Source organism: Burkholderia sp. LK4, from assembly GCF_001043615.1.
Taxonomy (GTDB): domain Bacteria; phylum Pseudomonadota; class Gammaproteobacteria; order Burkholderiales; family Burkholderiaceae; genus Burkholderia; species Burkholderia cepacia.
The window spans coordinates 138,615-150,456 of sequence record NZ_LDUL01000002.1 but is presented as its reverse complement, the minus strand read 5'-3'; the positions used below and the strand labels follow the sequence as shown (position 1 = coordinate 150,456).

The following is an 11,842-nucleotide window of genomic DNA, read 5'->3' as shown; positions in this document are numbered from 1 at the left end:
GACGCTGCGGCCCGACGGCAGGAAGCGCGACAGAAAGTCGAAGCGGCCCGGGCGGGCGCGGCCGGCGCCGGCGCTCGCGGCGCCGGTCGGCACCGGCGCGGACGGATTGGAGGCGGAGGTTCTCATCGCGTCGTCCTCACTGCGTCAGCACGACGCCGCTGGCCGGCGACCACGACACGAACACGTCGTCGTTCCACGCCGGCGCGTTGTCGTTCATCAGGTGCGAGCTCGACAGGTTCGACACCACCGTCTTGCCGCTCGGCAGGCGCACGTGGTACAGCGAGTAGCTGCCCATGTACGCGATGTCGGTCACGACACCGCGTGCCCAGTTGTGTTTCGAGCCCGGTTTCTCGCGCGACACGTGCACGCGCTCCGGGCGCACCGAGATGCCGACCGGCATCCCGAGCGGGCCCGTCACGCCGTGGCTCACGTACATGCGCGCCTCGAGGTCGTCGCTCTCGACGAAGATATGGTCGGGTTCGTCCTCGACCACGCGTCCCTCGAACAGGTTGGTCGAGCCGATGAATTCGGCCGAGAAACGGCTGTTCGGGTATTCGTAGACTTCGCCGGGCGAGCCGATCTGCACGATCTTGCCTTCGCTCATCACCGCGAGGCGGCTCGCCATCGTCATCGCCTCTTCCTGGTCGTGCGTGACCATCACGCAGGTCACGTCGACCTTCTCGATGATGTTCACGAGTTCGAGCTGGGTCTTCTGGCGGATCTTCTTGTCGAGCGCGGACATCGGCTCGTCGAGCAGCAGCAGCTTCGGGCGCTTGACCAGCGAGCGCGCGAGCGCGACGCGCTGCTGCTGACCGCCGGAGAGCTGATGCGGCTTGCGCTTCGCGTACTTGCTCATCTGCACGAGCGCGAGCGCGTCGGCCACGCGTTCCCGGATCTCGTTCTTCGGCGTGCCTTCCTGCTTCAGGCCGAACGCGACGTTCGATTCGACCGTCATGTGCGGGAACAGCGCGTACGACTGGAACATCATGTTGACCGGGCGGCGGTACGGCGGCAGCGACGCGAGATCCTCGCCGTCGACGAAGATCTTGCCGGAGGTGGCCGTTTCCAGCCCGGCGAGCATGCGCAGCAGCGTCGACTTGCCGCAGCCCGAGCTACCGAGCAGCGCGAACAGTTCGTTCTTCGCGATCGTCAGGTTCACGTTGTCGACGGCCGTGCTGTCGCCGAATTTCTTCACGACGTTTTCGATGCGCACGAAGGCGTCGTTCGGCTCGAGCATGTGCGTCGTCGGTCGATGCATCGCATCAGGTGTACTGAATGAATCCCGTTTCATGATGGTCCGTTTCAAGCAGGTAAGCGAATCTCAGGCGTCAAGCGCGACCGGCGGCAGTCGAGCGGTGCTGGCGGAGAGGGATCGAGCGATTCCTCGTCCGGAACGAATGGCGCAACGAAACCGGCAGGGAAAACGCACGGCGATCGATGGCGATCAGTCGCGAACGACCGCGGCCACCACGCTGGCTGTCATGAAGATTTCATCGGTTTTCATCGGGCTTTCCGCACGTTTCCGTCGTCTCCAGTGCGAATTTTTAAACCCGTCAAAAACCTTTTGGATCGCGGATTTCCGTTCCGGACATTGAACGGGATCGATGTTTGGGAAGGCGGGAAAACGGGGGCGCGACCCGCCTCGCGCGGCAGCGCGGGCGCCCCGGCGGCACGGGCGCCGCTGGATGACACGGAAGACGAAACGGAGGGTGGGGAAAACGAGCAGCCGGGCGGCTGCAACGCGCGGCCTGGGCGCCGCGCGGGTCACGTCACTTCGCGTTCAGTTTCTTCCAGCGCCGGTACACGTCGATCGCGCCGCCGTGCTTCTGCTGCACCATCGGCAACCGGCGTTCCTCGATCGGCTTCGCGTATTCGGCATAGAACGTGTCGATCTCGAAATACTTGCGGTCGTCGCGGTAGAACGGCGCGTAGTCTTCGCGCGTCGTGATGTAGACCACGCGTTTCGGGCTGCAGAAGTACAGCGAGCCGAGGCACATCGGGCACGGGTTCGCGAGAATGTAGATCTCGCAGTCGGTCAGGTGCTCGGTGCCGAGCTTGCGGCACGCGTCGCGCACCGCGAGGATCTCGGCGTGCGCGGTCGGGTCGCTGGTTTGCGCGACGAGGTTCGGGCTCTCCGCGACGATCTCGCCGTCGCGGACGATCACCGTCGCGAACGGGCGGCCGCCCTCTTCCACGTTCTTCATCGCAAGATCGATCGTGCGTTTCACAAAATCCATGGCTGCGTCCTCGTTGAAACGGCATGGCGGGAACGTGCGGCGGCTTCAACCGGCCGATGCACGTCGGGCGGGAACCTGCGCGGCACCGCTGCCGCGGCGCCGCGCCGGCGTCAGAACGGCTTGGTCGGCAGGTACTTGCCGTCGAGCGTGATCACCGCGCGCGAACCGCCTTCCGGATCGTCGACCTTCTTCACGTCGAGCCGGAAATTGATCGCACTGATGATGCCGTCGCCGAACTTCTCGTGTACGAGTGCCTTCAACGTCGTGCCGTACACCTGCAGCATTTCGTAGAAGCGGTAAATGGTCGGGTCGGTCGGCACGCGATCGTCGATGCTGCCGCGCAGCGGGATCGTCTGCAGGAGCAGCACCGCGTCGTCGTCGAGGCCGAGCTTGTCGGCGACATTGCGCGCCGCATCGGCCGGCAGCGCATGCTGGCCGAGCAGCGCGGCCGTTACGAACGCTTCGCTCAGGCCCGTGCCTTCGGTGAGCTGCGCGAACGACAGGTTCTTGCGCGCCTTCGCGAGAACGACGGTCTCCGCGAGCGCGTGGCGGGCGGTCTGGCTGTGCTGGGACTGGATCATGGCAATTCCTCGTGGGTAGGTTGGAGCGATTCAGGCCGCGACGGGAAGCGTCGCGGGCGTGGCGCGGACCTCGGGATGGTCCGCCAGGGAGACGAACCGGCCGGTCGCGCCGTCATGGGCGTCGATGCAGCCCGATTCGATGTCGTAGACCCAGCCATGCAGCGCGAGCCGCCCTTCTTCGAGCGCGAGCCGCACGGCGGGGTGCGTCTTCAGGTTCGCCAGTTGCGCGACGACGTTCTCGCGCACCATCGAGTCGATCCGCTCGCGTTCGCTGCGATGCGTGCGCGCCTCGTTCACGACGCGCGCCGAATCGGCATAACGCAACCAGTGGCCGACGGCCGGCATGTGGTCCATGCACTGGCAGGTGGCAATCGCGGTCATCGCGCCGCAGTCGGAATGGCCACAGATCACGACGTCGGTCACGCGCAGCGCGGCCACCGCGTATTCGACGGACGCCGACACGCCGCCCGGCTCGGGGCCATACGACGGCACGATGTTGCCGGCATTGCGGATCACGAACAGGTCGCCCGGTTCGCGCTGCGTGACGAGTTCGGGCACGAGCCGGCTGTCCGAGCACGAGATGAACAGCGCGCGCGGATGCTGGCTGCGCGCGAGATCGCGGAACAGCGTGGCGCGTGCCGGATACGCGTCGCGCTGGAACTTCAGGAAGCCTTCGATGATGTCCTTCATCGCGTGTTCTCCGGTGCGGGTGGAATCGATGAAGAGCAGGTTACGCCGGGCTTCCAATAAGGTAAAAGACTGATTTATGATCCACCGGATAAGCAGGACTTATAGGAACCGCCATGCTGCTGCGCCATATCCACTACTTCCTGGCCGTCGCCGAGCATCGCAGCTTCACGCGCGCGGCCGCCGCGCTGCATGTGTCGCAGCCCGCGCTGTCGCAGCAGATCCGCCAGCTCGAGGAGACGCTCGGCGCGCAATTGTTCGACCGCACCGGGCGCGTGACACGGCTGACCGACGCCGGCGACGTGTATTTCCGCTATGCGCGGCAGGCGCTGCACGATCTCGCGGAAGGCCGGCGTGCCATTCACGACGTGCAGGATCTCAGCCGCGGCTCGTTGCGGATCGCCGTCACGCCGACCTTCACGAGCTATCTCGTCGGGCCGCTGGTCGAGGCGTTTCACGGCCGCTATCCGGAGGTGTCGCTGTCGGTGCGCGAGATGTCGCAGGAACGCATCGAGGCGCTGCTCGTCGACGACGAGCTCGATGTCGGCATCGCGTTCGACGAGGTGCAGACGGCCGATATCGCAGCGGAACCGCTGCTGGTCGAAACGCTCGCGCTCGTCGTGAACCGCCGGCATGCGCTCGCCGGAAAACGCAAGGCCGGCCTGCGCGCGCTGCACGACGCGCCGCTCGTGCTGCTCACGGCCGAGTTCGCGACACGTGTGCAGATCGACCGCTATTTCCGCGAACACGACGTGCGGCCGCGCGTGTCGATGGAAGCGAATTCGCTGGGAGCCGTGATCGAGATCGTGCGCCGCACGAACCTCGCGACGCTGCTGCCCGCGACGATCGCGAGCGGGCACGACGATCTCGTCGCCATCGCGCTCGATCCGGCCGTCCTGCGGCGCACGGCCGTGCTGCTGCAACGAAAGGGGGCATACCGGAGCGCGGCCGCGCGCGCGTTCGTCGAACTGGCGCTGGCGCACGGAGCGGGGGCCGTCAGACGCGCGCGATGACCTCCGCCGCCGGGGTGCACGGCACGCGCGCTGGCGCTACCGGCGACCGATCGTGCCGCCGAACCGACTCACTGGAACACCGACATGCCGAACCTGCTACGCCGCCTGACACTCAACCCGGTTGCCGTCGCTGCATTGCTGGCGGGCGCGGCCTGGTGGATCCACGCACAGACGCGCGCCGACGGCCCGTATCGCGTCGTGGGGTTCAATTACACCGATCGTGGTGTCTACAGTTTCGTGGTGGATGGCTTCGGCGCGGGCAGCGTGCACGCGCGCCAGTTCGGCGGCGGGGGCGGCACGATGTGCTGCATGAGCGTGCCGCGCGGCAAGAAGACCTGGCACGTCAGGATCACGTACGATCTGACGCCTGAAGAAGACGCCCGGAACCAGGCGCCCGACATCGTCGAAACCGACGTCGCCGTGCCGGCTTTGCCGAACCGGCGCGACGGATATATCGAGTTTCACTTTCTACCCGGCCGCAAGATCGACGCCCGATGGGTGGCGTACCCGACGATGCCGCGCATGCGTGCCGCCGGGTAATCGGGAAGGGACTGCGCAGCCCACCCGCCCGGCACTGCGTCAGTTGTAACCGAGAATCGCCACCGCCGCGACGTCCGGCCGATCGATCGTATTCCCGACGAGCGACGTCATCGGCTCCTGCAGCACGGCCTGATACGACGTCACGCGCGCGGCCTCTGGCACACCCGCGTCGTCCGGTGCCGGTTCGTCGAACGCGGCATCGAAACCGCTGTAGAACTCCGGTTGCTTCTGCGAAAAAGTCATCTCCACTCCTTTACCTGATCATGTTTTCGATGTTCTAACCGACCTGCTTCAACGCCGCCGCATGCACCGCCGCGCCGTCATGTGCGGCTTCCGATCGCGCCAGCTGCGCGCGCGTGCGCCGCGTGATGTGAATCACCGCGAACACGACCGGCGCGATCAGCAGGCCTTCCGCCAGTTCGGGATCGACCGGCAGGTTCATCACGTGCAGCGCCTTGAACGCCGCCGTCGCGAGCGACAGCACGTAGTACGAAATGGCGGCCACCGACAGCCCCTCGACCGCGTGCTGCAGATGAAACTGGTTGCGCGCGGTGCGCTCCATCCCGGCCAGCAAACGCGTCACGTCCTTTTCCTGCGCGAGGTTCACGCGCGTGCGCAGCAGGTCGACCGCCCGTGCGATCCGCGCGGCGATCTGTTCGTGGCGTGCCCATACGCTGCGACAGGTTTCCATCGCCGGCGCGAAACGCCGCTCCATGAATTCGGCGATCGTCGGCATCCCTTCGATGCGTTCCTCGCGCAACTCGTGGATGCGTGCCAGCACGAGCTTCTCGTACGCCCGCGACGCACTGAAGCGCGCGCCCGATCCCGACAGCGACTCGACCCGTACCGCCAGATGCGTGAGCTTGACGAGCAACGCGGTGTCGTCGCCATCGGCGCCGCTCGCGTCCATCCGCTGCATCAGCGCATGGAGCGCCGCGTGGATCTCGTCGAGCTCGCGGCTCATCCGGCGCGCGACGGGCAGCGCCAGCAGGGCCATCATCCGGTACGTCTCGATTTCATGCAGGCGCTGCAGCAGGCGGCCGCCCTGCTCCTCGCGGAAATCCTCGTCGACGACGAGAAAGCGCATGAAACCGTCGTCGCGCACATGCCAGTCGCAGAACACCTTGCCGCCGCCGAGCACGTTGCTGCCGACGAGCGCGGGCCCGTCGATCCAGCGGCGCAGGTCGCCGCAGACGAGCCGCGCGGCGTCGCCCGTCAGCAGCTCCATGCGCACCGCGACGAAGCGGATGCCGGCGAGCCGCGCGAACCACGCGGCCGGAATGCCCTCGATCGCGAGATCGTCGAAATAACCGGTGTCGCGACGCGGCGCGACGAACGTGAAGGTCGAGAATTCGGTGTGGCGCTCCCACTTCAGGTGCCAGCCGCTCGGCGACTGCACCGCGTAGTGCGTCGCGCCTTCGTGCGGCGCGGCGATGCCGGTATCGCGGCACAGCGCGTGCAGCAGCGTTTCGTGGATGTCGGGCTGGCCGTCCGCGTAGATCGCGTAATGCGTGAGCGACACGGCTTCGGCGAGCCGCAGGAACGGCCGGGCATGTAATTCCGCGGCCAGCGCGGCGCGCAACGGATGGTCCATCATCGATACACCACGCTTCCCTGTTCAGTCCCGCACACCGGATCGTCCGGCCCGAACGCCGCGCCGCCCTCGGGCGAAACGTCAGCGTGATCGCACTATGGCAGACACACAGCAACAATAAAAACGCATAATGCTGATCGTTACGTTCAGTTTTCCTGATACCCATGAAGATGCTCGATCACGACGTGCTGGCTACCGTCGTCGCCGTCGCGGAGACCGGCAACATGACCCGCGCGGCCGAGGCCGTAAACCGTTCGCAGTCGGCCGTGAGCATGCAGATCAAGAGCCTGGAAGACGCGATCGGGCGGCCGCTGTTCGTGCGCAAGCCGCGCAGCATCGTGCTGACGCGTGAAGGCGAGGTGCTGCTGGGATTCGCCAGACGAATGCTGGCGCTGCGCGACGAGGCGTGGGCGGCCGTGGTGCGGCCGGAAGTGACCGGCAAGGTCGTGATCGGCGTGCCGGACGACTATGCGTCGTCGCTGCTGCCGTCGGTGCTGAAGAAGTTCTCGGCGACCTACCCGAAGGTCGAGATCCAGGTGATGGGGCTGCCGAGCAGCGCGCTCGCGCCGCTGATCAAGGAAGGCACCGTCGATCTCGTCTGCGGCACGCGCATCAAGGGGCTGTCCGGCGACTTCATCCGCCACGAGCCGATGGCGTGGGCCGCGATGACCAACGGGCCGCGCGTGTGGGAAGAGCGGCCGCTGCCGATCGCCGTGTTCATGCCGGGCAGCGTCGCGCGCGAGAACGCGATCCGGAGCCTCGAACGCGCGAAGGTGCCGTACCGCACCTCGTATGAAAGCCCGAGCCTGCTCGGGCTGCTCAGCATGGTCGAGGCCGGCCTCGCGGTCGCGCCTCTTGCGCGCTGCGCGATACCCGCGCAACTGTCGATGCTCGGCCGCGCGCACGGGCTGCCCGACCTGCCGCCGCTCGAACTGATCCTCGCGCGCAGCACGAAATCGAAGCGGCCGCCGTGCGACTTTCTCGCGGAGCAGTTGATGGAAGACCTGCAGCGTCAGACCGGGCAGACCGGCGACGCGTGATCAGCGCATCGCGCCGAAACCGGCCGCGCCCAGTGCCGCGTTGACGTTCGCGGCCACCCGATCGACGAGCGCCTCCAGCGTATCGCCGCATACCTGCGTGTGTTCCGGCGCGACGTGCTCCGCGCGTTGCCAGCCCCACTGCGCGCCCGACGCGACCGACAGCGTCGCGCCGAAGCGGTTGCCGTGGCGGCGGCCGAAGGTGCTCACGCGCCGCCCGGCCACGTAGTCCTGTTCGGGCAGACAGAGCCGGATCTCGACCGCGACCTGGTCGCGATCGTTGACGCGCGCGGCCGGGCTGACCGTCGCTGCGAACACCTTGCCGATCCGCCAGGTCACGAAGCGCTCCCAGGCTGCAAGCGGCCCGCCGGCCGCGTCGACCCGCTCGGTGTCCACCGACCACTGATGCCGGTCGGGCACGACGATCGCCTGATGCAACAGCATTTCGGCCACGCGCACCGTCGTCACGAGCTGACGCTCGAGTTGCTGGCCCGACGGCAGCGACGCCGTCCGTAACCGGACGCTCGCCGGCCGCACGACAGGTACTGCTTCCAATAGATCCATGACTCCTCCGCATGCATGATCGGCACCGCGCACGCAGCATCGCGCGCCTGTCCGCCGCCTGACGGCGGACGGCACGGCGACCGGCGACCGGGCGGCGGATCGGACAAGCCATCAAGGAACGAACCACCATCCACGAGCAACAGCCGTTCCCGGCTTCACCGTGCCTTCGGCCCCACGCGCAACCGGCGCGCGACCGGCCCGATCACCGCATCGGCCTGCTGCGCGATGAGCAAGTGCAGCGTGAAATCCAGGTCTTCCGGCGCGATGTCGAAGTGCACGTGCACCACGTCGCGCACGGCACGCGCGCCGACGACGTACACGCCGAGCGGGGAATGCAGCAGCGCCGCGAGCCGCGCGTGCGCGTGTTCTCCGGAGTCGGCCGTCAGCGTGACGGGCAACTGCAGGCGCGGGCGCGGCGGCGGGAACGGAATGACGTTGTCGGGTGCGCCGGCGCGCAACTGGCGGCCGGCGACATCGAAGGCGGGAACGGGATGAATGAAGGTCATGGAGCGGACGGAAGCCGTCTCGGCTGTTCGACACGTCCCCAGCTTAGAAGAGACCGCATAAACGTCGTGCAAAAAAACGGGCCGTCCGTGCAAAAAACGGCACGGGGACACAACACGGCAATGACCAGTGGCCAGCGGCTGGCCGCCTGCCGTGCGGTCGCGATGCGCGCGCCGCGACCGCACGCCAGCCGCCACGGTTCGCGCCCATCACGCCGTGCGTCGGCCGCCGCGCTACGCAAACGCTTCGAGCGACGCACGCCGCCGCTCGTCGACCATCGATTCGATCAGCGACACCAGATCGTCGGTCAGCGGATCGCAGATGCCCGGCGAGCGATGCAGTTCGAGATCGGCCGCCGGCAGCAGCGGCAGCCCGTCCGTCTCGTCGAGCACGCGCCAGTTCTCGGGCAGCGTGCAGCGGTCGATCATCGTCACGGCCGCGCCATGGTTCACCGCGATCTTGATGCCGGTCGGGCTCTGGCTCGTATAGACGACGTGATACGGCCGCCCGGCCGTCGCGAGCGCCTGCAGCCCACGCTGCCGATAGCAGCACGTCTCCGGAAACAGCGCGAGCGGCACCGACGCCTGCGGGCCGAGCACGAAATCCCGGTGCGCGGCCCACACGACATCGTGCCGGCCGAGCAGCCGCCCGCCCGCGTTCGGCCCGTGCCGCACGACGAGCGCGACGTCGAGCTCGCCGGCCTGCAGCCGTTCGAGCAGTTCGAGCGACGTGCGGCAATGCACGTGAAAGCGCGCGCCCGGCCGCATCGCATAAAACGACTTCAGCAGGTCGGGCAGCCACAGCTCCGCGTAGTCCTCCGGCAGCCCGAAGCGCACGACGCCGCGATCGCTGCTCGCCTGCTTCAGCGCGAGGATCGCGTCGTTCTGCACCTGGATGATGCGGCGCGCATGGATCAGGAAATTCTCGCCGTCGCGTGACAGTTCGAGCCGTCGGCTGTTGCGCATGAACAGATGCGTGTCGAGCCGCTCCTCGAGCGTGCGGATGCGCAGGCTGATCGTCGACTGCGTGCGATGCAGTTGCCGGGCCGCCGCGGTGAAACCGCCGCTCTCGACCACGGCGACGAATGCCCGGATCAGTTCCGGATCGAGCGAACTGAGCTTCGACCAATCGGGCCTTTGAATGGCAGCCATCGGAATTACTCGCTTTCGAAAAAAGAAGGGAAGACGAAAGATAGGGCTCGGAGTACGCCGATTGTTGTCCGGATGCGCCCGGCCCTCCAACCCCTGCCCGGGTATGACAAACCCGGAGCCGGTACGCGAATGCCCACCCGCCGATCCCGCCCCGCCCGCCGTCACGGCACCGGCCGAGGCCCGCCCGGCGGGCGTCCGCGCGCCGAGCTCAGGGCATTCCCGGAGACGACGAAAACTCATAGCCCGATCAGGAAACATCGATTCACCGGCCGCGCCGCGGCCCACCACAATCGCCTCACACCCAACCTCATCGACGAGACATCGCAATGACCGCATCCCAACCCAGGCAGCTTTACATCGGCGAAGGCTTCGAAGGCCCCGGCGTCAACCTCGCGCACATCAACGTGCTGGTCGGCCCGCGCAACGGCCCCGCGGGCCAGGCGTTCGCCACGGCCCTCGCGACGCCGTCGGCCGGCCATGCGCCGTTCGTCGTGATCGCGCAGCCGGGCGTGCCGACCAAGCCGCTCACGCTGTACGTCAACAAGGCGCAGATCGCCGGCGATTTCCACGGCAACGCCACGTGGGGCGCGTCGCAGGCCGGCATCGCGAAGGCCGTCGCCGAAGCGCTCGAGAACGGCACGCTGCCGCCCGAAGCGGAGAACGACTGGGTCGTCGTGTCGGCGAACTGGGTGAACCCGCAGACCGACGATCTCGATGCCGTGTTCGAGAACAACTATCGCGCGTGCCGCACCGCGATCGTCGCCGCGATGGAAGGGCTGCCGCATCGCGACGCGGTATTCGCCGCCGCGCGCGACGTGTCGAACCCGTTCTACACCCCGAAGAAAAACTGAAGACGACAAGCGGCCGACACAAGGCCGCACCTGGAGGAAGCATGGAATACGTCCGCCTCGGCCAGTCCGGCCTGAAGGTGTCCCGCCTGTGTCTCGGCACGATGAACATGGGCACCCCCGACTGGAAACCCTGGATCTTCGACGAAGCGCAGAGCGAGCCGATCGTGCGCCGCGCGCTCGACGCCGGCGTCAACTTCATCGATCTCGCCGATTTCTATTCGACGGGCGTCGGCGAGGAAGTGGTCGGCCGCATCCTGAAGCGCAACGCGCGTCGCGAGGAGCTCGTCGTGACGACCAAGGTCGGCTACGACATGGGCAGCTACCCGAACGCGGGCGGCCATTCGCGCAAGCACGTGCTCGACGGCATCGACGCTTCGCTGAAGCGGCTCGGGATGGATTACGTCGACATCTTCATGCTGCACTTCTTCGACGTGAACACGCCCGTCGAGGAAACGATGAGCGCGCTGCACGACATCGTGCGCGCGGGCAAGGCGCGTTATATCGGCGTATCGACGATGTACACGTGGCAGTTCGCGAAAATCATGCAGGCCTGCGAACGACACGGCTGGGACAAGCCGATCAACATGCAGCTGCAGCTGAACCTCGCGTATCGCGAGGAGGAACGCGAGATGGTGCCGTACTGCATCGACCAGGGCGTCGGCGTGTCGGTGTTCAGCCCGCTCGCGCGCGGCCTGCTGACCTGCGAGCCGCAATCGACGCGCAACCAGACCGACTTCTTCACCGCGCAGATGTACGGCGATGCCTCATCGCTCGCGATCGCGGAATCGGTCGCGAAGGTCGCGAAGCGCCGCGGCGTGCCGCCCGCGCAGATTGCGCAGGCGTGGGTGCTGAGCCGCCCCGGCGTCGCGAGCATGCTGGTCGGCGCGGATTCCGTCGCGCAGTTCGACAGTGCGCTCGGCGCGCTCGAGACGCAGCTCACCGAAGAGGAATTGCACGAACTGGAGCGCAACTACACGCCGTGCGACCTGATCAACGACTACACGGCCGGCAAGCGCATCGCGCGCGCGTCGCGTCCGGCGCAAGGCAGTTTCGCGACGGACTGAGGCCCTGAAGGAACGACAC

At 67.2% G+C, this 11,842-nt stretch carries 15 protein-coding genes; 6 read left to right on the top strand and 9 right to left on the bottom strand.

Going from position 1 to position 11,842, the window contains the following annotated elements; all coding sequences use genetic code 11:
- Positions 1-136: 136 nt before the first annotated feature.
- A complete protein-coding gene (locus VK92_RS00760; protein WP_048021540.1) occupies positions 137-1,258 on the bottom strand; it encodes an ABC transporter ATP-binding protein in 1,122 nt (373 codons plus the stop codon).
- A 31-nt stretch (positions 1,259-1,289) separates the two neighbouring features.
- Here VK92_RS00760 and VK92_RS41405 point away from each other — a divergent pair, with 31 nt between their 5' ends.
- A complete protein-coding gene (locus VK92_RS41405; RefSeq protein WP_131723274.1) occupies positions 1,290-1,595 on the top strand; it encodes a hypothetical protein in 306 nt (101 codons plus the stop codon).
- A gap of 174 nt (positions 1,596-1,769) precedes the next feature.
- On the opposite strand, the gene VK92_RS00755 is transcribed toward VK92_RS41405, so the two are convergent.
- From VK92_RS00755 to VK92_RS00745, 3 genes are all read right to left on the bottom strand, one after another.
- Positions 1,770-2,237 carry a nucleoside deaminase gene (locus VK92_RS00755; protein ID WP_048021538.1) on the bottom strand — a complete coding sequence of 156 codons (468 nt, stop codon included), beginning with the start codon at positions 2,235-2,237 and terminating at the stop codon, positions 1,770-1,772.
- Positions 2,238-2,347: 110 nt separating this feature from the next.
- Complete coding sequence (cynS, locus tag VK92_RS00750) at positions 2,348-2,818, bottom strand: cyanase (RefSeq protein ID WP_021160503.1); 471 nt, start codon at positions 2,816-2,818, stop codon at positions 2,348-2,350.
- Between the two features lie 30 nt (positions 2,819-2,848).
- Positions 2,849-3,508, bottom strand: coding sequence for a carbonic anhydrase (locus VK92_RS00745; RefSeq protein ID WP_027789886.1), 660 nt, complete (start codon positions 3,506-3,508; stop codon positions 2,849-2,851).
- Between the two features lie 113 nt (positions 3,509-3,621).
- Here VK92_RS00745 and cynR point away from each other — a divergent pair, with 113 nt between their 5' ends.
- Entirely contained in the window at positions 3,622-4,518 is an 897-nt protein-coding gene (gene cynR / locus VK92_RS00740; RefSeq protein WP_048021536.1) for a transcriptional regulator CynR, read from the top strand.
- An 84-nt stretch (positions 4,519-4,602) separates the two neighbouring features.
- On the top strand, positions 4,603-5,058 hold the full coding sequence (locus tag VK92_RS00735; RefSeq protein ID WP_048021533.1) for a DUF3304 domain-containing protein: 456 nt from the start codon (positions 4,603-4,605) through the stop codon (positions 5,056-5,058).
- A gap of 39 nt (positions 5,059-5,097) precedes the next feature.
- On the opposite strand, the gene VK92_RS00730 is transcribed toward VK92_RS00735, so the two are convergent.
- Positions 5,098-5,301, bottom strand: coding sequence for a hypothetical protein (locus VK92_RS00730; RefSeq protein ID WP_021160507.1), 204 nt, complete (start codon positions 5,299-5,301; stop codon positions 5,098-5,100).
- Between the two features lie 34 nt (positions 5,302-5,335).
- Positions 5,336-6,655, bottom strand: coding sequence for a DUF3422 family protein (locus tag VK92_RS00725; RefSeq protein WP_048021531.1), 1,320 nt, complete (start codon positions 6,653-6,655; stop codon positions 5,336-5,338).
- A gap of 161 nt (positions 6,656-6,816) precedes the next feature.
- Here VK92_RS00725 and VK92_RS00720 point away from each other — a divergent pair, with 161 nt between their 5' ends.
- Positions 6,817-7,692, top strand: a complete 876-nt coding sequence (locus tag VK92_RS00720) for a LysR family transcriptional regulator (RefSeq protein ID WP_021160509.1) — start codon at positions 6,817-6,819, stop codon at positions 7,690-7,692.
- Here VK92_RS00720 and VK92_RS00715 read toward each other — a convergent pair whose 3' ends face one another.
- From VK92_RS00715 to VK92_RS00705, 3 genes are all read right to left on the bottom strand, one after another.
- Positions 7,693-8,253, bottom strand: a complete 561-nt coding sequence (locus VK92_RS00715) for a hypothetical protein (protein ID WP_048021530.1) — start codon at positions 8,251-8,253, stop codon at positions 7,693-7,695.
- A gap of 155 nt (positions 8,254-8,408) precedes the next feature.
- Positions 8,409-8,759 (bottom strand): hypothetical protein, encoded by a 351-nt coding sequence (locus tag VK92_RS00710; protein WP_048021529.1) that lies wholly within the window; start codon positions 8,757-8,759, stop codon positions 8,409-8,411.
- Between the two features lie 231 nt (positions 8,760-8,990).
- A complete protein-coding gene (locus VK92_RS00705; protein WP_027789893.1) occupies positions 8,991-9,908 on the bottom strand; it encodes a LysR family transcriptional regulator in 918 nt (305 codons plus the stop codon).
- A 326-nt stretch (positions 9,909-10,234) separates the two neighbouring features.
- On the opposite strand from VK92_RS00705, the gene fae reads away from it, so the two are divergent.
- Positions 10,235-10,759, top strand: a complete 525-nt coding sequence (gene fae / locus VK92_RS00700; RefSeq protein ID WP_027789894.1) for a formaldehyde-activating enzyme — start codon at positions 10,235-10,237, stop codon at positions 10,757-10,759.
- Positions 10,760-10,800: 41 nt separating this feature from the next.
- Positions 10,801-11,823 (top strand): aldo/keto reductase, encoded by a 1,023-nt coding sequence (locus tag VK92_RS00695; protein ID WP_021160515.1) that lies wholly within the window; start codon positions 10,801-10,803, stop codon positions 11,821-11,823.
- The last annotated feature ends 19 nt before the right edge of the window (positions 11,824-11,842 follow it).

Coding starts and splice junctions, on each gene's coding strand:
- VK92_RS00735 (WP_048021533.1), top strand. CDS start 4,603: ATGCCGAACCTGCTACGCCGCCTGACACTCAACCCGGTTGCCGTCGCT.
- fae (WP_027789894.1), top strand. CDS start 10,235: ATGACCGCATCCCAACCCAGGCAGCTTTACATCGGCGAAGGCTTCGAA.
- VK92_RS00730 (WP_021160507.1), bottom strand. CDS start 5,301: ATGACTTTTTCGCAGAAGCAACCGGAGTTCTACAGCGGTTTCGATGCC.
- VK92_RS00755 (WP_048021538.1), bottom strand. CDS start 2,237: ATGGATTTTGTGAAACGCACGATCGATCTTGCGATGAAGAACGTGGAA.
- VK92_RS00710 (WP_048021529.1), bottom strand. CDS start 8,759: ATGACCTTCATTCATCCCGTTCCCGCCTTCGATGTCGCCGGCCGCCAG.
- VK92_RS00745 (WP_027789886.1), bottom strand. CDS start 3,508: ATGAAGGACATCATCGAAGGCTTCCTGAAGTTCCAGCGCGACGCGTAT.
- VK92_RS41405 (WP_131723274.1), top strand. CDS start 1,290: ATGATGGTCCGTTTCAAGCAGGTAAGCGAATCTCAGGCGTCAAGCGCG.
- cynR (WP_048021536.1), top strand. CDS start 3,622: ATGCTGCTGCGCCATATCCACTACTTCCTGGCCGTCGCCGAGCATCGC.
- VK92_RS00695 (WP_021160515.1), top strand. CDS start 10,801: ATGGAATACGTCCGCCTCGGCCAGTCCGGCCTGAAGGTGTCCCGCCTG.
- VK92_RS00720 (WP_021160509.1), top strand. CDS start 6,817: ATGAAGATGCTCGATCACGACGTGCTGGCTACCGTCGTCGCCGTCGCG.
- VK92_RS00760 (WP_048021540.1), bottom strand. CDS start 1,258: ATGCATCGACCGACGACGCACATGCTCGAGCCGAACGACGCCTTCGTG.
- VK92_RS00715 (WP_048021530.1), bottom strand. CDS start 8,253: ATGGATCTATTGGAAGCAGTACCTGTCGTGCGGCCGGCGAGCGTCCGG.
- VK92_RS00705 (WP_027789893.1), bottom strand. CDS start 9,908: ATGGCTGCCATTCAAAGGCCCGATTGGTCGAAGCTCAGTTCGCTCGAT.
- VK92_RS00725 (WP_048021531.1), bottom strand. CDS start 6,655: ATGATGGACCATCCGTTGCGCGCCGCGCTGGCCGCGGAATTACATGCC.
- cynS (WP_021160503.1), bottom strand. CDS start 2,818: ATGATCCAGTCCCAGCACAGCCAGACCGCCCGCCACGCGCTCGCGGAG.